Genomic DNA, 19,182 nt, shown 5'->3' with positions numbered 1-19,182 from the left:
GGGGCACTGAAAAGTGCCCTTATTTTTTGCGGCTCTGATATTCTTTCTCTCGGCCGAAATGGCTTTCAGAGAGACCATAGCTTTCCACATTACCCAGATCTTTGATCAAAGAATCCAAATCGGTTTTACCTTGGATGAAATCTAGATGAGCTTTGATCTTAGTGATCAGTTCAGCACCACGCTCTTTCAAAGCTTCATAACGGATAAAGCCCAGACCGTGTGACTCCCATTCCTTTACGTAGCGAGCTGCGGATTGAGACTTGCCGTTGTACATCGTATTACGACATTCTTGATCCGGCTTGATTTGGTGCCAGTTGCCGAACTGGTCTTTCAATTTCACATCATGTTTCTCACAAGGCTTACCGCAGTCTTTAAAGCTTGTCCCTTTGCTTAGGAACGCAGCGAACACACAGTGCTCCATGTGGAAGCTTGGCATGTATTGATAAGCGGTTACTTCAAAGCGCTCCGCTTGGCCTGCTTGAATCAATTCGCTCACTTGAACGTGATTTAAGTCATATCCCAAGCACACACTGGAAAGGCCCTTGTCGAGCAAGTATTGCGCTGTCAAATGATTGGCAACGTTCAAACTGAAATCGCCCAGGATTTCGCCCTTATAGTTGTTCGCCTGCAAGTACTGAACAGCACCCAGATTACGAGCCAGGATGGCGTCGGGATTTAAGTTTAACAAATGCTTGATGTTACGTTGTTCGTTAGGTTTTAAGATACGAGTTGTCGCAACGGCGACTTTCACGTTTTGAGCTCTTAATACATTCAAGCTCGGTTCGAAATCCAAACCGAATTCAAAGTCCAAGATAGCAAGGTTGATATCAGAAGCTTGCAGTTCGCCGTTTTTAACAGCATTTGCCACGTCCTCAACCTGACCCTTATCACGAAGAAGCAAGTTCAATTTCAGACCTGGAGAAGTGCGAGAGGCGATCTTCTTGCTGCCAATCCATTCCATGACTTGAGCGTCCGGGGTAATGGCAGGAGCGGCGCCGTTCTGAATGCGCAAGTCCGTCAATTCTTTGACCAGCTTTTGGCGAAGTTCTTTGACTTGTTTGTTTGGTAAGAACAGGGGAGTTGTTGAATCCAATTCAGATTCAAAAGCTTCGCCACGGAACGGGCTACCCATCAACGCGAAAAGTTCCTCACGCAGATCAAGGGAGTTAAGACCCTTGTTTTTCGCAGGTTCACAGACGTTTTCAGTAGTTCCAACGACTGTGTATTTGCCGTCAGAATATTGAACTTTAAGCGGCTGACCCAAAGAAGCTTCCGCACGAACTGTCACCGGCAGACGTTTTTTTCTTTGCTTGTCTTCAACACTCAATGACACGTCTTTTTTAAGATCTTTATCATGATTATAGAATACACGAGCGCCGTTGTAGAAACCTTCCATCGCAATGTCTCTTGAGAACTCAAGAGCAAAACGGCGCGGGGACAACGACTTCACAGCAAATACGAAGCCGCCTTTTTCAGCGTCTTGACCGTTGCGATCTTTATAAACCCACAAGATTCCATCACCAGCCTGGATGAAGTCAGCTTTAAGGCCTTGTTGAGCTTTGTCTTCTGTGATTTCAACTTCCAAAGAAGTCGGATTCACTTTTACGACTTTACCGAATTCAAAACCGCGATGGGCGCTGAACGTACCCTCAACCAATTCTTGGTGGTTTACACCGTGGAACCAGCCGCTATAAAAACCACGAGAGAATGCTGTGGCCATTTGTTTTTTAAGTAGAATTGGATTTTGCAAAGCTTGGCTGTTTTGTGCCGAAGTGATGGCTTCATCAAAGCTACGAGCTGCGGTTGCTACATACTCAGGAGTTTTAAGGCGACCCTCAACTTTAAAGCAATCCACACCGGCCTCAAGCAAGCTTGGAACTTCGTTGATACCGCAAAGATCTTGAGGCGAAACCAGGAAAGATTTGCCATCCAGGTCCCGTTTTTCACCATCCACATGCATTTCGTAAGTAAAGCGGCAGCTTTGCGCGCACTGACCACGATTGGCAGAACGGCCACCAATACCTTCAGAAGTAAAGCATTGGCCAGAATAGCTCACACACAAAGCACCATGAACGAAAACTTCGATTTCTTTCGTCGTGTTTTGTTTGATCGAGTGAATTTCTTTAAGCGAGTTTTCCCGGGCAAGAACGAATCGCTGAATACCCAAGTCATCAAGCCATGTGATGGCCTCGGCATTGGTAACGCTCATTTGCGTTGAACCGTGGATGCGCTGATCGGGAGCCATTTGACGAATCAAACGGATCAAGCCCAAGTCCTGAACGATGAAGGCATCTGGTTTTAAGGGAAGAATTTTTTGCAGAACTTCGACGGCACCACGAAGCTCATTTTGGAAAATCAGGATGTTAAAGGCTAAGTTCACTTTGACGCCGTGAAGGTGGCAAGTGTCGATGATATCTTTAACTTCTTCGATTTGAAAATCGTGACTTCTGCCACGGGCATTAAAGCCCGGGACGCCCATAAAAATAGCATCGGCACCGTTATGGATGGCGGCTAAGGCCATATCCTTGGTACCTACCGGAAGAAGCAGTTCAGGGCGTTTCAAATCTGTTGTTTGCATGGGGGCATTTTTACCAGATTCGGCCTTTTTCGCATAGGGGGGAAGTCGCTTTTAGGCAAAAAATTTACTGCTTCCAGCCCCTTAGAACGTATACCCAATATGCAGTCTTAAGCCCATTGCTGTCGTATTGGTTACCAAGGAGCTTTTACTGGATTCATAGTCATGGATGCTGGAACCATTGTTAATGTTTTTCACGTTGCTAACATTGGTTATCAGAGGAATATTTACACCCACCCAGTCACAACCCAGCATAAAATTCTGCCATTGCCATTGATTGCCGATCACAAACCCCAGGGCGGTTGTCGTCCCATCAAAGCTGAATTCGTTCCCGGCCCATTCATCAGTGCCTTCGGAATGAACACTTCGTTGGTTTAAGCCCGTGCCGAAGTAAAAGGAGTTGGTGATGAATCTGCGATAGTTTATTTCCACGGCGAAACCACTGTCAGAACACGTGAGGGCCCCGCTACAAGTACTTCCTTTGGTCAGGGTCGAAAAGGTAACGACGACAGCGTCATTTCTTGTGATATATTTCGCAAATCCAAAACCTGCGTTCACTCCCGGAACAGGCCCCATTGCCACGGGTGTTACGAAAATTTCTTGCACTTTTCCCATGCGGTTGTGTTCGCTAGAACCTTCAACGATTGCATAGGGGCTTTTTTTAACAATGACAGGTTGGTCGTCCTCTTCGAGCACTTGAGCATGAACTAAAAGTGGAAGAAAGAGGGCGAAGAGGGCTATGACAGATTTCGACATACTTTCGATGCATCCTTGCAAATAGATATAAACATAGTCGAGTATATAGTTGAGTGTGCTGAACTACAAGATCCAGTTTCGTCAAAGATTGGAAATTCTCGCTGGATTTATTGGGAGGGCGAATGTATTCAAATGAATACTAAAACAGAAATGAGAACTCCTTGAGTAAAGCATTTATTCCTCGTCCCTTAACTAAGCCACTCACTCGAGGGTATTCCCACATGGCTGCTTTTTTTGCAGGCTTCGGGGCGACCGCGGTGATGATGGCGGAATCAAGTTCGGTGCGGGAGTTTGTAGCTCTCTTGGTGTACTCTTTGTGCTTTTTGAATTTGTTTGCTGTCAGTGCGGTTTACCATCTGGTGAATTGGGCACCACAGTATCGAGTGTGGATGAAGCGCTTTGACCATTGCTCGATCTATCTGATGATTGCCGGGACAGGCACTCCACTCTGCATGGTCGCAATGCCACCGGAATCCGGGATGAAACTACTGATGCTAACGTGGTCCATGGCTGTCTTTGGTGTTTTTCAATCGTTGATATGGGTGAAATGTCCTCGCTGGATTAGCTCCATTTTGTATTTGGTTGCGGGCTGGATCGTTGTTCCGTTTTGGGCAGATATCAAAGATGCATTAAACTTGAATGCCTTGGTGTGTTTGGTTCTTGGGGGAGTATTTTATAGCGTAGGTGCCATTGCATATGCTCTCAAGAAACCAAAGCTTTGGCCGCTTTATTTTGGTTATCATGAAATCTTTCACGCGTTCGTAATTGCGGGAGCTTTCTTTCACTTCGTTTTTGTTTTCCTGATTATGTCCGAGGCATAATTTTCATAAATGGTGTCAAATCACGCAAATGGAATTCACTTTGCACAACGGTGCTCTGTTGCCGGTATCTTTCAGCTGATGGGCCCTTAATTGTCTCTGCCAAAAAAGTATTACAGCGCCTTTTATTGTGTCTCATCATTTCAAAAATTTTGAAATAGGTTCGGCTTCGAACTCGCATTTTTGAATATTGTGAGTGAAGGAGTTTTAAATGACGACGCTAAAGCTTCATGTGCCGACTGTTTTCTTTTTGCTGATTACTTTTTCATTTCATTCTCGCAGTCTAGCGGTGGTGGAGGCTGTGATTGGCAATGTGCCACTTGAAAAAAACGTGAACTTGGCGCTGGAGTTGCCGAAAACCCGTGCTCCAGAAATTATCATTTCTCGAAAACAGTATGTGATCTCTTATAACAAAGAAAATCGTTCTTTAAATTGGGCCGCGTGGGAATTGGATCCGTCGCGTTTGGGTGATGCCGATCGCACCAATGGATTTTCCCAGGATTCAGAATTGGAAGCATTCCTGGAAAAACAAGGCGGGAAGTACCGGGCAGTGACGTCGACCGAATATCGCGGCACTTGCTTCGATCGGGGGCATCAGGTTCCCTCGGCGGATCGTACCGATAGTACCAGAGACAACGAAGCGACCTTTGCGATGAGCAATATGATTCCTCAGACTGCGTTTTTGAACCGTGTCTTATGGGAGAATCTGGAACGCTACACGCGAGATCTGGTTTCTTTGAAAAAGAAAAAGGCCTACATCATGGCTGGACCCATATACGATGAAAACTTCGGGTCCATTGGTCCAAATAATGACATTCCGGTGCCTTCGAAAAACTTTAAAATCATTTTCCTGCTTGAACCGAATCAATCTGCAAAAGACATTACAAAAGACACCCCGGCCTTGGCGGTGATTTTACCGAATACTTTACCCGATGGGAGTGCAGCCCCATCGGGTGTGACTGCTGATTGTTCAGATGCAGCTAACATTTCGTCTGATAATGCGGATTGGAATCAATACCGTTCAACGATCAATCAAGTGGAACGTCTCACTGGACTTCACATTCTTTAATGTGAGTATTGTCCGATCTATTATGAGTATATTCACACTGTTAAAATCTACTTAAGGAACAGTTAAAGAATCACGATACCTCTATCACTCAAGAAAATTTGATGGAGAAAAAGATGGATATTTCGAAGTGGTTTAAAGGCATTCGTGGGCGTTTGCTGTTCTCAGCGATGTTGCCTGTCGTGGCCGTAGGTCTAATGATGTGGGTGGGATTTTCAGTCAGAGAAAACCTGGGTAAACGCCTGGACGCCGCTTATGAAGTGACGATTCCCAATATGGATGCCTTGAGTGCGGCGATGGAGTCTCGCGTGAGCATGGGGTATCGTATCTGGATGGTGATCGGTGTGGAGCTTACAGATACAGAGTTTCGCAATAAAAATATCGAAGGACTTGAAAATCATCTAAAAGATTTCCGCGAAGCTTTAAAAAGATATGAAGCAGCGCCCTTTTCCCCTGGCGAGAGTGAACTGTATGCGCCATTCAAAGAGCAAAGTGAAAAATACTTTGCGATCAACGAGCAAATTATTAAAGACTTAAAGCTTGGCACGAAAGAGGCTAATGACCGTGTTATGAAACAAATGCGTGGTGGTGATTGGCAAACGATAGGTGCCATCGCGCGTAAGTCATTTGATGCAATTACTGACCTCTACGCGGCTTTGGGTGCTAAATTCAACAAAGAGCAAAAAGAAGAACGTGAAAGATCGGCCGTGTTATCAAACTCAATCGGTTTTTCGTCTTGTGTGATTTTATTCACATTACTGATGTTTATCGCTCATAAATTGGCTAGTTCTGTTGGCAATATCTCTAGCAAAATTAGCGAAGCTGGTGCTCAGGTGACAGCAGCTATTGAACAGCTTTCAGCGGCGGGGCAATCTTTGTCTCAATCTTCGACGGAAGCGGCTGCAAGTCTTGAGGAAACAGTGGCAAGTCTGGAAGAGATGACTTCGATGGTGAATTTGAATGCTGACAATGCGAAACAAGCGGCAGCACTGTCTACAGCATCTCGTGAATCCGCCGAGCGTGGGCAGTCTGAAATTCATGTTCTTGTGGGCTCGATGTCGGATATTTCTCAGTCTTCCCGTAAAATCGAAGAAATTATCAATGTGATCGATGATATCGCCTTCCAAACCAACCTTTTGGCCCTTAACGCTGCGGTTGAAGCGGCACGTGCCGGTGAACAAGGTAAGGGATTCGCGGTAGTGGCGGAGGCCGTTCGCACTTTAGCGCAAAGATCCGCAGAGGCGGCGAAGGATATCACAGGATTGATCAAAGATTCTGTGGATAAAATTGAGCGCGGTACTCAGGTGGCGGACAAGTCGGGTGCTGTGATGTCAGACATCGTAACTTCAGTAAAAAAGGTTTCGGATTTGGCAGCTGAAATCTCTTCTGGATCTGGAGAACAGTCCACGGGTATTCAGCAGATTTCGAAAGCTATGAATCAGCTGGATTCAAGCTCTCAATCGAATGCGGCTTCTTCAGAGGAAATTGCGTCGACTGCCGAGGAAATTTCCGCGCAATCTACGCAAATGCAAAAAATGATGGAAGATCTCAATTACCTGATCTCGGGGGAACGTACAATGCAAGCGACGGCTTCATCAGCATCACCTGTGGCTAAAAAAATCCACAGCGTGAAGCCAGGACCGTCAAAATCCAGAGCAAAAGTATCTGCGGATTTCTTGCCCCTGGATGAAAATGAAGAAAGTGGACGTGGTGCCCTAGGAAAAGCATCAAGTTTCTAATCGAAGCAATAAATACTTAATAAAAAACCTCCTTCGCAGGAGGTTTTTTATTATCGGGCAGAGCGAGCTTTTGTATTCGGTGAAGATTTAGTCCCTGGTTTAGCTCCACTGGGCTTCGTCATGGGTTTGCCAGTCTTCTGCACCGGCTTACCAGGACGATGTCCAGGTTTGCTAAGCTTGTTACTACCACTCTTAGCTGTATTCTTACTGCCAGATGCTTTCACTGCAGGTTTTGCGCGGGAGTTAAATTTTGTTCTGTCGCGATCATCTGCAAGCTTGCGACCTTCAAGTTCCGCAATAAAGCGTTCATCTCTTTCAGTCACAAAGTTAATGACGACACCTTTACGACCCGCACGAGCCGTTCGACCGGCACGGTGAAGGTAGTTTTCTTTTTGTTTCGGCAGGTGATAGTTGATGACACGATCAACATTTGGAATATCCAAGCCGCGGCCCGCAAGATCTGTTGCGACCAAAAGCTTCACTTTGCCATCCGTGAATTTTCTTAGGTTTGAACGGCGTTCTGCTTTTTCCATTTCTCCACGATAAATCACTGCAGAGTAACCGTTGTCGGCCAATTCCTGAGCGAGTTTATCGCATTGTTCACGAGTGTTGGCGAAAAGGATCGTTCCGCCCTCCGCTGGTTCCTTTAGGATCTTTTCGAGCAAAGGCCAGCGACGACCGTCCTTAACAATACGATTGTGTGTCACCAAAGTTTTGACGGTCTTTCCAGCACCGGCACTGCGGTAAAGTTCGGCTTTGGAGAACATGCCATTGATGAGTTCTTGAACTGTTGGCGATATTGTTGCCGAGAAGAGAGCCAATTGAACTTCGCTGGGGCATGCATAATAAATATTATTCGAATCAGCCACGAAACCCTGATCAAGCATCTGATCGGCTTCATCAAACACCAACATGCGCACATCTGTAAGATCGATGTATTTAAGATTCATCATTTGAATCAAACGCCCCGGTGTTGCTAATAGAATTTCAAATGGTCCTGAAGTGTTGCGACGAGCTTGCTCCATCGCCATGCCACCCAATGCGGGGCGCACGCGCAGACGAGTGTCGTGGGTCAAAGTTTTAAAAACTTTTGAAACCTGCTCACCCAGTTCGCGAGTCGGCACCATGACCACTGCGCGAGGACGGGAGTTTTCAGTGATCTCTTCGCCCGCATCTTCCAGCGTTTTGAGAATGTGCAGAAGCGGAAGCGCATAGGCCAGGGTTTTACCGCTGCCAGTTTCCGCAACTCCCACGACAGATTGACCACCCATCAATGTCGGAATGGCATTGTTTTGGATTTCAGTAGGGTTAGAAATTTGGTTCGACTTTAAAGTCTTAACCAAAGAGCCTAAGAGGCCATAATCAGAGAATTTTGCCATGGTATTTCCTTACTGACAACGTTGCAGAATTAGAGATTTGATCACCAGAAGTTTTTCGGGAGGATTTTTAACGTCCCAGATCCACTTGAAATCGCGACAGTCTTGCCACCCTGGAAAAACCATTTTCCCAAATGTTTCGTCGTCATCATCCTTCATCAAGCGTTTATAGACAATCTCTTGAATGGGCAAGTACGAACTTTTGGTCAAGATGTTGCGAGAGATCAAGTCAAGGACGACTTCAACACTGGTCACAAAACCAATTTGTCCCTGTCTCGTCGGATTTTTCGACTCACCATAACTGGAATAGGCTTCGCGGATATAGCTCAAAGCGGGGATTTGAGGGAATTCTTTGGTCATTTGGTCATAAACGACGGTGTCGAACTGACCGTTATCACCAAAGTATATGACCAGTTCTGGATTTTTCTCTGACAAAAGCTGACGGATGACTTTTTGTTTTAAGTCGGGGTCTTGCTTAATCCCGGGATTCATATGAAGTCCCGTGATCGGAAAGTCATTTTCCTCTAAAAAATCTTCGTGCTGCTCACGCATTAAAAACTTGGGTGCAAGGCTGACATAATGAAATTCAATATCGTTATAGGCATACCGCAAATCTTGAAAGATTTCGGCCATACCGACGAACTTGCTGTCGTCGTCAAAGGCGGAAGTCGTGGAGCCCGCTTTAGACAGAATGTGGGAAACCTTTAGTGTGTCATCAATATCAGAAATAACCAGAATTTTGGCGTTAGCTGTGGCTGTAGCGAACAAAGCTAGAAGCACACATATAAGGTTTTTCACACAAAACTCCTTCATAGTTACCAGCGCCTAAAAAATAGACATTCATGAAAAATGCACCCACAGGTTCAATTGAACTCGCACATGCTTAGCGCCACTATGTTCCTATGGGAGTTAGCAACATAAGTGCCATCAATTCCAGGATTGACTAGCAATGTGATTGCAATAGGCTTGAGGGATGAAAATCATCTTAAGAACTTTCTGTGTTCTATTACTGTCATCAGCTGTTTCATCATCAGTTTTTGCTAAAGGCTATACGCTTGTGGCGATCTCTAAAACAGATCACACCCTGGTCTTTGTGAATCCTGGAACTCTGGAAATTCTGGGGAAGGCTGCCGTAGGCAATGACCCCCATGAAGTAGTTGTATCGAGCGATGGAAAGCATGCTTATGTCTCGAATACCGGCAGTGGAAAGTTTCACGAAATAAATGTCATTGATATCGCAAGTAAAAAGGCCCTGGCATCTATTGATACCGGAGCAATGATGGGTCCCCATGGAATGTCCTTCCTAAATTCCAAGCTGTGGTTCACAGCGGAAGGCGCAAAGTCTTTGGGGCGAATTGATGTCAACACGGGTAAGATCGATTTGATTTTGGGTGTTGGTCAGAATCGCACGCACATGATGCAAGTTTCTGCTGATGAAAAGCAGGTTTATGCGACGAATGTGGATTCTAACACGGTCAGTATTTTTGATAACCTGATGCTGCCTCCGCCGATTCCTCCGATTGGTGCGCCATTACCAGGTGCGAAGCCACAGATGGGTTGGTTGCAAACGGTGATTCCGGTTGGCAAAGGTTCAGAGGGTTTTGACATAACACCAGACCGCAAAGAATTGTGGACTACAGATGCCCACACCGGAACGATTTCGGTGATTGATATTGCCAGCAAAAAAGTTGTCAAAACTGTTGATACGAAGACCTTGGGAATCAGTCGAATTAAATTTACCGCGGATGGCAAGCGCGCTTTGATTTCAAGTCTTAGAACCGGGGATCTTTTGATCTATGACGTTGCGAAAAAAACAGAAATCAAAAAGTTGAACCTCGGTAAAGGGGCTGCCCACATTCTGATCACACCGGATGGGACCCGTGCTTTTATTTCCTGCACTCCAGCAGGTTATATCGCTATCGTGGATCTGAATACCTTGACACTGGTTAAGAATTTCGAAATCGGTCCACGACCTGACGGTATGGACTGGGCGCCTGAGTTATAACAAAACCTTCCTAAATCACTTCACCGAATCCCTTCTCCAGCAAAGAATATTTCTTACAAGGAGAACTTATGAGCAGAAACAGAGCTACCTGGGACGCCAGTGAGTGCGCCCTTATTTTGATTGATTATCAACCTGAGATGTTCCGAGGAATCGGGTCGGGTGATCCCCAAACTGTCGAGAACAACGTCTGTGCCCTAACCAGAGCGGCCGTATCTTTCGATATTCCTGTCATCTTAAGCACCGTGGGAGTTCAGATGGGAGTCAATCAACCGACTATCAGATCTTTGCGATCTGAACTGCCGGAACTGCAAGAAATCGATCGCTCCAGTATGAATGCTTGGGAAGACGAAGCTTTTTTAAAAGCCGTCAAAGCCACAGGTCGCAAACGCTTGGTATTCTGTGCGCTGTGGACGGAGATCTGCCTGGCGTATCCGGTTTTAGAGGCTTTGCAGGATGGTTACGAAGTGACCTTTGTTGCTGATGCGGTTGCAGGACAATCAAAAGAAGAACATGAAATGGCGATCGAGCGTATGATTCAAGCGGGCGCAATCCCTAACACCTCCATTGCCATGGTGGCAGAGTGGTTCCGTGATTGGAAATCGCCGCTGGCAGCTAAAGGTCGCGAAGTTTTTGTATCACTCATTCGTGACCATCGCGCCACTCATGCAAATTCCCGCTTTCAACCACCGCCGGATTCCTACTCAAGTCAGTCCGAAATGATGTAATACGCAGAAGAAAGTTGTCCAAGCAGTCAGTTGAAGTCATAGTGCGTGGACGACTTTCTTTGATACTCACGAAATCTTACGGAATTATTTGCGCGTGAGTTGTCATTGTGGTTTGTGGAATTTGCAAAGCAGTGTGTGTACTCGAAACAGCTTGCACTAGAGAGTGAAAACGACAATTCACGCCGTGTTTTAAAAATAAATTTAAAGCGACAAGAAAAAATCCCCACCAAAATTTTTCGGCAGTATAACCCGACCACCAAAACGAGTTTGGTAAAACAAATTCGAAAACTAAATTTGGAAAAGGTGGTAATTATGAATTCAGTAAAATCTTTATCGATGATCGCAGCAATCTCTTTTGCACTCGCTGCTTGTACATCAAGCAAAAATGAAGATAAGAACAGTGAAGCCGTTGCCCAGACAGAATCTCTAAACAGTGAAAATGTCCACTGTGAGAATGTGGAAGTTATTTCCATCCCGGAAACTCAAGACACACCGGCTGTTAAGATGAAGTATGAAACGATCATCGACTCTGTTCGCTCGGCGTCTAAAGATGGCGTGGTTGAGAAAATTGCTGACAAGGGAACAAAAGTATTTAAAGTCTATATGCAAAACAAAGACGGTGAGTACCAGTTGAGTTCCTCTCAGGACAGTACATTTGAATCTGAAGAAGCTAAAACTGTGACGACACTGGAAAATGGTGATGTTAAGGAAGTTGGTACGGTAAAAGTATCTAGCGCTTCCGGGAGTGAACCCCAACTCACTGAAAATTCCTACGACCAGATCTCAAGATCAAAAGATGGCGTTAAGAAGATTATTTATAAACTAGTAAATGGCGTCGAAGTTCCGGTTTATGACTTTGAGACGACTGAACAAGACGTTGATGGCGTTAAAACTATCACGACTCTTTTGAAAACTCCGTATGTTCAAGAATCAAACGGCGTTAAATCCTCAATTGAAAGCTCCCAAAGCACTTGCACGATTTCCAAAAAATAGTTCTCCCCAGAACAATCAGTGCAAACCCATAGTCCCCTGGGCATCCTCTTCGGAGGATGCCCATCTTTCATTTAAGCTCGGGCCACAGAGACGACGCGAATGCGTTTTACTTTCCCATCAGCCAGAGGCCAGTTGATGGTTTGTCCCACTCTCAGGCCGATAAGTGCAGCTCCCACCGGAGCCAGAATAGACACCTTTCCCATTTCCAGGTTGGCGTCGTTTGGGTAGGTTAAAGTGACCGATTGTTCTTTGCCAGAATCCAAGTCAGTAAAAGTCACTGTGGAATTCATAGCGACCACATCCGTTGCCAGCTGGTCGGCGGCCACAAGTTCTGCACGTCCCAGTTCCTCTTCCAACAGTTCTGCGACTTCAATTTTAGCAAATGAAAGAATAGCAGAGATTTTTTCGTAATCTTCGCGCGAAATGACTAATGATGGAAGTTTCTCCATAAACGATCTCCTTAAGTAAGGGTGTATTAAATTTTTATGATTTTAGATGCGACGAAATAGCGATAGCAGCCACAGAGAGACTCTGCGGCTTAAGAAATAAACTTCAAAACCAAACCACACTGAGGTGGTAACATTGTGTATTTCATGATCCCCGGCAGGGTAACATAAGTCATGCAGAAGTGCTACAGAGTTTTGCTTTCAAGTAATAAACATGCGTAATTGAGTTAATTTGATGCATATTCCTGAGCACTGACATAGCTGACTTTGATTTTAAGCAAGCCTTTCAATCTTCATTCGAGATTTTTTCTTTTAGAGATTCAAATCATCACTCAGACGAAAGTCGAGAGAGAAAGAGATCATACATAAACTGAAAGGAAACATCTATGGATCGTCAATTGGCGAAGCGAGTTCTAACGTCCGCGCTGCTGCTGCAAATTCCTATGCTTGCACATGCAGAATCATCAATCTTTAATTCTTTTGAAAAAGTCACTGTGCTCGCGACACAGAACAAGTTCGAAGGAGCTATTCGTATCAATGATATCTCCCGCAAAAACGGGGGTGATCAGTATACTTTGGATTTATCAAAGCCCCTCCCATTGACTTTTATTAAAGCTAAACCAAAATCAGGTCGCGTGAAAATTATCAGCGTCAATCTGATCACGGATAAGAACGAACGCATCATCGTTAAGACTTTTAACGGTGTGACAATTGGCGAAGCTGACAAAGAGCTGTCTTCAGAAAATCTAAATTCGGCGTCTTTGATCACAGCGATCGAAATTCAAGCTGAAGCTATGGGTGGAAATGCCGCATTGGATTTCAATGCCGCCTCTACACAAGAAGCTCCAAAATTAGCTTTGCGCGAGAGCGGGAACAAACCTATTCCTCCAGGCAATGACAATGGTAGCTCCTGTAATAAAAAATTCGATGCTGTTTTGAAAGAGAAACTGGATCTGGTGCAATTGTGGGCATCCCGTGCTGAGGGCAGTGCTGCAGGTACTTGGCAGGAAAAGTATGCAACAAAAGAGTTTAATAAGTATGTCGCAGATTTTAATGCCACACTAAAAGCGGATAAATCGACATTTGCGACGCCAGATTATGCCCTGACTCTTTTAAACTTCTTTGTTGAGCGTCACAATGCGAGCCGTGCGGAAAGCGCTCTCGAGCAGGGTTACAAGGTGATGGCAGACGAGACTTTTGAAGTTTTCATGCTGTCTTTGCAAAGCGACCAGGTTTGCCGTCAGGTGAACAGCGAATCTCTTATTAAGATTTCCCTGGATTTCCAAAAACGCCAGGAAGCAAATAAACCCGACAGCCGCGCAAGAAAATTGTACGAGTCTATGATTGCGAAAATCGGCAAGTTGATTCCAAATCATTATCGCAAAGAATTGGCAGCGAAAAATCTGTCGTTCCGCGCTGCTGATACAGAAGGTTATAAGAATCACAAACTTTTCCTCACCAGCAAACCAGACAGTTTCTTGAAAGGAACTTATCAAGACATGAGCATCAGTGCTTATGGCGTGGCTCAGCAGGCATTGATGAACGAGGTGAAGAGCTTCAATAATGAGCAGACATATCAGCTGATTGTTGAGTTCCAGACTAAATACAACGATCCCGCTAATTATCCACAAGAAGTCATGTTGAAGTATCTGACGATTTTATCAGAGCACAGCAATTTTTTAAGACTGAATCCAGTGATGTAAGATAAAAAAAAGCCAGTGGGATTTCTCACTGGCTTTTTGCTTTTAGAATCCAACACCGGCCGAGATGGTGTTTTGCACGTCACTCTTGTCCCAGTCGTTGTCACGGAAGACCACCGTGGAGCTTAAGTTAATAGAAACCGGTCCGAAGTTAACCCCGATGGAAGCTCCGGCATAAGGATTGTATTGAATGGGACGCTTATCCGTTGTCATCACGCCACCAGATGTTGTCTCGCGAACTGTTTGTGTCGCCTGCGCACCTGCACGGCCCGTCATATGAAACCATTCCACACGGTAAGTGGAGGAAAGACCCAGCTTTAAACGCTCGTCATCCGTTTTTACTTTCTCAGGAGCCGTGGAGTAGTCTTCTGTATCTGAGGCCTTGGAGTATTCAGTTTCTAAAGATAGCAAATCAACACCCAGGCTAAGGCGAAGACCATACATGGAACGAGTTTGCAGATGGGCCGTAGGGTAATCACGGTAAACTGTTTCAATACCATAGACAGGCTCAATACGATAACCCGTACCTTGAGCCAGAGTAAATCGTGCAGCAAGAGCTGAATTTGCACCGATGCAGGCGCCAAGTACTACGATCCACTTCAGTGTAGATAACTTCATTCCGTCCTCCATGAACCTTGTTAGTTTACACGGAAATTTCTGGGTAAACCCAGGGCTTTTTAAAAAAAGAGTTGTTTTGGACTAGTTTGAGTCAGTGCTGCTATACTGAAGTTATGAAAACCACGAAATTAACTCTGACTCTCTGGACCTTTATTACCTGTCTATCATTTGGCGTTTTCGCAAAACCAGCTGGTAAAGCAAAGGCTCAAACCGCGACTCCCACGGAAGTTTCTTACCTGGCCGGAGGATGCTTTTGGGGCATGGAAGAGTTGTTACGAAAACTCCCTGGTGTCACCCGTATCGAAGTGGGCTATATGGGCGGCAAGATTCCGAATGCGACTTATAATATCGTGCATACGGGAACTTCCAATCATGCAGAAACCGTTAAGGTGGAATTCAATCCTCAACAATTAAGCTATGAAAATTTGCTGCTTTATTTTTTCAAAATTCACGATCCGACGACATTAAATCGTCAAGGCAATGACATCGGCACGCAGTATCGCAGCGCCATTTTTTATACTTCGGATGTGCAAAAAGAGACGGCTCACAGAGTGATTGCCCGGGTTGATAAATCCAAAGCCTGGGGTAAACCGGTCACCACTGTTGTCGAAAAAGCCGGGGAGTTTTGGAATGCGGAAGAAGAGCATCAGGATTACCTGCAAAAAAACCCTGAAGGTTATACTTGTCACTTCGTTCGCAAGGTGGAGTTTTAACGCCGCGTCCGGTGCACATTGTTTTGAAATTCTTAGGCACAGCAATTGCTAACTTTCCTGATTGGAAGGTGAAAGCCCATGAATTTTTCAGCACGAGTAAAACAACGTCACATCGCATCTTTTTTAATCTTAGCAGCTTTGCTCGGAGCGAATATCGCAGAAGCAAAATCCTGCGGTTCCCGTCAGAAAGTCGTCTGTTCAGGAATAGTTACAGGTGAAAGTTCGAGTGGGAATATCACCTATGTTTTAAACCGCGTGGTGTATAATTCCTGCGGCAAAATCGTATCCGATAAGTTTCACCGTTTGATGGGAACGCCAGAAGACGTGGAAAATCAGCTTCGCAAAGCTCGTTGTCCCGAAGACAGTTACTAATCCAAAATTCCCCATTTTCCAGGGGATTTTTGGGACATTGCTGCTCCATTTATCACTTCACATTCGTTAAGCTCTCGCACCATCAATGCTCAAGCAATTGACGGTGCCATTTATTTCACGGCAAAAAAATGTCTCCATCTTCTTCAATAGCATTTAATTTGGCTCTCGCTTGGTATGTCCCATGCACATTACCAGTGCGAACAATCTAATCTGGAGTCTTAAATGAAATTGATGGGCCAAGTTTTACTAGCAGGAATCGTCTTATTTTCGGGTTTTGCAAACGCAGCCTCGCAAGCAGGTGTTGAAGGTGTTTTAGAAATTCCCGTGAACGCGGGACAAGTCGAACTTAAAGCATATTCTAAAATCAGTGGCGGAGTGGTTCTAAATTTGGATCCCGTGAACTCGCAAAGTCTGAGCATCAAATGTCATCAAGGTTTCGGAAAGGTCACGATGATGGTTTTCCTTAAAGGAAACGCTTTGTCTCAACAATTGACCGGCTCCGTAGAAAGTCAGGAAGCTTGCGAACAGGAACTGCGCGGAATTTCTGAAGCTGTCCTGCAGGGAGCAGATACCCTACGCATTGAAGTTCGCACCAATCATACTCTGGGGCTTGCAACTTCTCGCTAATCGCAAACATCTATGCTAGAGTTTTAAGAAAGGCCGGTCTTACCGGCTTTTCTTTTTTCGATGCAAAGGCGGGCGTGTGCTCTATCGCTTTCAAATAGAACTTTCTGATATCGATAGGGGTGTGTACGAATTCTTGGACTTTCGCGTGGCCCAGCATCCCTCTGAAACATATCCGTACATGTTAAGCAGGGTTCTGGCTTATTGCCTTTCTTACGAGGAGCGCTTGGAATTTACTCCTGGTGGACTTGCGGATCCGGAAGCCCCAGCTTTGCGCAAACTGGGGCTGCAAAATTCCGTTGAGCTTTGGATTGAGATTGGGAATCCCTCGGCAAGAAAACTACACAAGGCTTCCAAGGTTGCAAAGCAAGTGCGAGTTTATACGTATAAAAATCCGGAAGTTCTTTTGAATGAAGTCCGCGGTGGAGATGTTCATCGCGCCCAGGAACTGCAAATGTATGCCTTTGATCCCAAGTTTTTGGAAGCGGCTTCCGAAAAAGTTGAAAAGAACAATCGTTGGACCTTGTTAGTTCAACAAGGCACTTTGGACTTAACGATCGGCGAGGAAACTTTGACCGGGGAAGTGAAACCGGCCGTCTTATAGATTGTCGGCCTTTTGCAGACGGGGAAAAGTTTTAACGGCGCTCCCGCTAAACCCATCATCACAGTCAGATACGTCGTACACGGTTTGCAGATCGCTGTTTCCATCTAACGACACCGAAAAACGCTTTTGCACACATAGACCGTGCTCTTTCGTTTTCACATAGCCTTCATAGTTCAATGTAAAGATCACTTTGTCAGAATCCGCGACAGCTGTTTGGCAGCGATCTTTTGAACACACTGGAAGTCCATTAAAATAAAAGACTTGTTTTTCGGGCGACATAACGATCTCACCCTTTTTGGTGGTAAAACCACTCCAGCGAATCAAGCGAGTGCAATCATCACTTTGCAACTGAACCACAGCCCCTTCGGCCATCTGATAAAGTCCTGTGAGGTCAGGGCACGTGTTTGCTAATGCATGGGTCGAAGCAAGAAGTACCGAGGTGAAAATAATATTTCGCATCATAAGTCCTTTATTAAAGCCTGACACAGGGGAAATTCGCTGGCTACACTTATTCTGAAAAAGAAAAGGGGGATCCGTGCGCAATATCTGGGTGTTAGCAGCTGTGCTTTTCATCGGCGGTGGAGCAGAGGCTTGCGTCGGTTTTACGGGTTCCTATTCTACTTTTCGCCCGGTCGCTGGGAAGTATCATGTCTTGGTTCTTGAACAAAATGATTGCAAGGCTGTGGCCGCTGGATCTTTCCAGTTAGACGAAAAAACCAGCGCCGTCTCCGACGAAGTGGAACCCAAAGTTTTCTATGTCGAAAAAAACTATACCAAACTCTGTGAGCTTACGACCTGTCGTGTTTTCACGACGACTGCCAATGGGTTGGAATTTGCTGAAAACGCTTCAGTCTATATCGACGGGACGACTTGCAAATACGATCGCGTGTCTTGGTCGCGCCAAGATATCTGGAATCTAAGAATCACTTACAGAATCACTGACTCCTCCGCCGCCTGCCGCAAATACCGGGGAGCAGCGAGTGTCGTTTTAAAAGATATCAAACACTAATTCAGAGGCAGCGTTTTCACATTCGCAGAAATGTTTTCGTAAAGCTTTGGAACCCAGGGTTTAAAGATTTTAGGTTCTGGTGCTGTTTGTACTTTTCTGAAATCCACGGGTGATAAAATCACTTTCCAGTTTTTGTAATTGCTTTGCGCGGCTAGAACAAAAAGCTCCTCGATCGCCTCATCTCCAATGGCGATGCAGCCAATCGAAACGCTTTTCCCATGGATCATGATATCTGAGCCCAATTTTTTTCGGCCGTCTTCTTTGGCCATCTGCTTATCGAAATCAGTAGGGTAGTTGATTCGCAATGCCAGATGATAGGCGCTGTTGGGATTCAAACTCTCAATCCCATAAACACCTTCAGGAACCTGGTTATCGCCTTCCTGCAATTTGGGTCCTGATTTACCGCTGGCAGCATAGACCGGATAACTTTTAATGAACGCAGGATTTCCATGTTGATCTGTGGAAAACAAAGATAAAGTTTTTTGGGATTTAATATAAAGCAAAGTGATATCTTTAGGGGGGTAAGTCACACGCTTTGCCAGGAACAACGGTTTTAGGTTGGTATTAACTTTCGGGCCGTACTCTTTCACACGTTTTTGAACGGTGGATTTCCCCAGTAACGAAAGTTTGATGCTATTAAAGAGTGGCAACTCCAGCGTGATATAGGCGACAGTCAGTAAGGCGCAGCCATAGAAAAGTCCCTTAAAGATATTCAGTATTGAGACTTTTAAATTGCCCTTCATGAAGCTCCCACCGAGATTTATTGTATAGGCTCATATTAGGCTTGGCGAGCGCAAATCAATGCGAACAATTGCTCGAGATTTTTCCTTCCCAAAAACTTGGAGTCACTGCACTCGTAAATACTCTGAATAAACCTTAAAGGGTTGTTTACACTCCAAAAGAATTTTTCCAACAGCGAGAACCTGCTAAAAACATTATTGCCTCGAACGTATTCGAATACAGAAAACGCAAGATCAAGGTAGGGCTCTTTCAGACTCTTAATGTCTTTTCGAGACGGTGGAAAAATCACCGTAAAAACATCA

20 protein-coding genes are annotated in these 19,182 nt (G+C 45.1%); 12 read left to right on the top strand and 8 right to left on the bottom strand.

What is annotated here, in order from left to right; genetic code table 11:
• Window positions 1-19: 19 nt before the first annotated feature.
• Window positions 20-2,578, bottom strand: coding sequence for a DUF3656 domain-containing U32 family peptidase (locus ACLSU7_RS05255; RefSeq protein ID WP_413294510.1), 2,559 nt, complete (start codon window positions 2,576-2,578; stop codon window positions 20-22).
• An 81-nt stretch (window positions 2,579-2,659) separates the two neighbouring features.
• Window positions 2,660-3,331 carry a hypothetical protein gene (locus ACLSU7_RS05250; protein WP_413294509.1) on the bottom strand — a complete coding sequence of 224 codons (672 nt, stop codon included), beginning with the start codon at window positions 3,329-3,331 and terminating at the stop codon, window positions 2,660-2,662.
• Between the two features lie 221 nt (window positions 3,332-3,552).
• Between ACLSU7_RS05250 and trhA the strand changes: the two genes are divergently transcribed.
• From trhA to ACLSU7_RS05235, 3 genes are all read left to right on the top strand, one after another.
• Complete coding sequence (gene trhA / locus ACLSU7_RS05245; protein WP_413294508.1) at window positions 3,553-4,152, top strand: PAQR family membrane homeostasis protein TrhA; 600 nt, start codon at window positions 3,553-3,555, stop codon at window positions 4,150-4,152.
• A gap of 208 nt (window positions 4,153-4,360) precedes the next feature.
• Window positions 4,361-5,218 carry a DNA/RNA non-specific endonuclease gene (locus ACLSU7_RS05240; protein WP_413294507.1) on the top strand — a complete coding sequence of 286 codons (858 nt, stop codon included), beginning with the start codon at window positions 4,361-4,363 and terminating at the stop codon, window positions 5,216-5,218.
• Window positions 5,219-5,331: 113 nt separating this feature from the next.
• Window positions 5,332-6,954 carry a methyl-accepting chemotaxis protein gene (locus ACLSU7_RS05235; protein ID WP_413294506.1) on the top strand — a complete coding sequence of 541 codons (1,623 nt, stop codon included), beginning with the start codon at window positions 5,332-5,334 and terminating at the stop codon, window positions 6,952-6,954.
• A gap of 50 nt (window positions 6,955-7,004) precedes the next feature.
• On the opposite strand, the gene ACLSU7_RS05230 is transcribed toward ACLSU7_RS05235, so the two are convergent.
• Together ACLSU7_RS05230 and ACLSU7_RS05225 are read right to left on the bottom strand one after the other, a co-directional pair.
• Complete coding sequence (locus tag ACLSU7_RS05230) at window positions 7,005-8,333, bottom strand: DEAD/DEAH box helicase (protein ID WP_413294505.1); 1,329 nt, start codon at window positions 8,331-8,333, stop codon at window positions 7,005-7,007.
• A 9-nt stretch (window positions 8,334-8,342) separates the two neighbouring features.
• Window positions 8,343-9,128, bottom strand: coding sequence for a phosphatase domain-containing protein (locus ACLSU7_RS05225; RefSeq protein ID WP_413294504.1), 786 nt, complete (start codon window positions 9,126-9,128; stop codon window positions 8,343-8,345).
• 175 nt (window positions 9,129-9,303) lie between these two features.
• Between ACLSU7_RS05225 and ACLSU7_RS05220 the strand changes: the two genes are divergently transcribed.
• From ACLSU7_RS05220 to ACLSU7_RS05210, 3 genes are all read left to right on the top strand, one after another.
• Complete coding sequence (locus tag ACLSU7_RS05220) at window positions 9,304-10,335, top strand: YncE family protein (protein WP_413294503.1); 1,032 nt, start codon at window positions 9,304-9,306, stop codon at window positions 10,333-10,335.
• A gap of 68 nt (window positions 10,336-10,403) precedes the next feature.
• The gene (locus ACLSU7_RS05215) at window positions 10,404-11,060 is read left to right on the top strand and encodes a hydrolase (protein WP_413294502.1); all 657 of its coding nucleotides are present in this window, start codon (window positions 10,404-10,406) and stop codon (window positions 11,058-11,060) included.
• A gap of 312 nt (window positions 11,061-11,372) precedes the next feature.
• Window positions 11,373-12,053, top strand: a complete 681-nt coding sequence (locus tag ACLSU7_RS05210; protein ID WP_413294501.1) for a hypothetical protein — start codon at window positions 11,373-11,375, stop codon at window positions 12,051-12,053.
• Window positions 12,054-12,124: 71 nt separating this feature from the next.
• Here the strand turns inward: ACLSU7_RS05210 and rnk are convergent, their stop codons facing one another.
• On the bottom strand, window positions 12,125-12,502 hold the full coding sequence (gene rnk, locus ACLSU7_RS05205) for a nucleoside diphosphate kinase regulator (protein ID WP_413294500.1): 378 nt from the start codon (window positions 12,500-12,502) through the stop codon (window positions 12,125-12,127).
• A 383-nt stretch (window positions 12,503-12,885) separates the two neighbouring features.
• On the opposite strand from rnk, the gene ACLSU7_RS05200 reads away from it, so the two are divergent.
• Window positions 12,886-14,202, top strand: a complete 1,317-nt coding sequence (locus tag ACLSU7_RS05200) for a beta-sandwich domain-containing protein (RefSeq protein ID WP_413294499.1) — start codon at window positions 12,886-12,888, stop codon at window positions 14,200-14,202.
• A 42-nt stretch (window positions 14,203-14,244) separates the two neighbouring features.
• Here ACLSU7_RS05200 and ACLSU7_RS05195 read toward each other — a convergent pair whose 3' ends face one another.
• Window positions 14,245-14,817 (bottom strand): hypothetical protein, encoded by a 573-nt coding sequence (locus tag ACLSU7_RS05195; RefSeq protein ID WP_413294498.1) that lies wholly within the window; start codon window positions 14,815-14,817, stop codon window positions 14,245-14,247.
• A gap of 113 nt (window positions 14,818-14,930) precedes the next feature.
• Between ACLSU7_RS05195 and msrA the strand changes: the two genes are divergently transcribed.
• The 4 genes from msrA (at window position 14,931) to ACLSU7_RS05175 (ending at window position 17,130) form a co-directional block, all read left to right on the top strand.
• Window positions 14,931-15,530, top strand: coding sequence for a peptide-methionine (S)-S-oxide reductase MsrA (gene msrA, locus ACLSU7_RS05190; protein WP_413294497.1), 600 nt, complete (start codon window positions 14,931-14,933; stop codon window positions 15,528-15,530).
• 78 nt (window positions 15,531-15,608) lie between these two features.
• Window positions 15,609-15,902, top strand: a complete 294-nt coding sequence (locus tag ACLSU7_RS05185; protein WP_413294496.1) for a hypothetical protein — start codon at window positions 15,609-15,611, stop codon at window positions 15,900-15,902.
• Between the two features lie 222 nt (window positions 15,903-16,124).
• A complete protein-coding gene (locus tag ACLSU7_RS05180) occupies window positions 16,125-16,529 on the top strand; it encodes a hypothetical protein (protein ID WP_413294495.1) in 405 nt (134 codons plus the stop codon).
• Between the two features lie 121 nt (window positions 16,530-16,650).
• On the top strand, window positions 16,651-17,130 hold the full coding sequence (locus ACLSU7_RS05175; RefSeq protein ID WP_413294494.1) for a YaeQ family protein: 480 nt from the start codon (window positions 16,651-16,653) through the stop codon (window positions 17,128-17,130).
• On the opposite strand, the gene ACLSU7_RS05170 is transcribed toward ACLSU7_RS05175, so the two are convergent.
• Entirely contained in the window at window positions 17,125-17,592 is a 468-nt protein-coding gene (locus ACLSU7_RS05170) for a hypothetical protein (RefSeq protein ID WP_413294493.1), read from the bottom strand. The genes ACLSU7_RS05175 and ACLSU7_RS05170 overlap by 6 nt on opposite strands.
• A gap of 73 nt (window positions 17,593-17,665) precedes the next feature.
• Here ACLSU7_RS05170 and ACLSU7_RS05165 point away from each other — a divergent pair, with 73 nt between their 5' ends.
• Window positions 17,666-18,139 carry a hypothetical protein gene (locus tag ACLSU7_RS05165; protein ID WP_413294492.1) on the top strand — a complete coding sequence of 158 codons (474 nt, stop codon included), beginning with the start codon at window positions 17,666-17,668 and terminating at the stop codon, window positions 18,137-18,139.
• Here ACLSU7_RS05165 and ACLSU7_RS05160 read toward each other — a convergent pair.
• A complete protein-coding gene (locus ACLSU7_RS05160; RefSeq protein ID WP_413294491.1) occupies window positions 18,136-18,882 on the bottom strand; it encodes a L,D-transpeptidase family protein in 747 nt (248 codons plus the stop codon). The genes ACLSU7_RS05165 and ACLSU7_RS05160 overlap by 4 nt on opposite strands.
• Between the last annotated feature and the right edge of the window lie 300 nt (window positions 18,883-19,182).

The organism is Bdellovibrio sp. HCB185ZH (assembly GCF_047302455.1).
GTDB lineage: Bacteria > Bdellovibrionota > Bdellovibrionia > Bdellovibrionales > Bdellovibrionaceae > Bdellovibrio.
The sequence above is the reverse complement of the archived record's forward strand: the minus strand, read 5'-3'. Positions and strand labels throughout refer to the sequence as shown.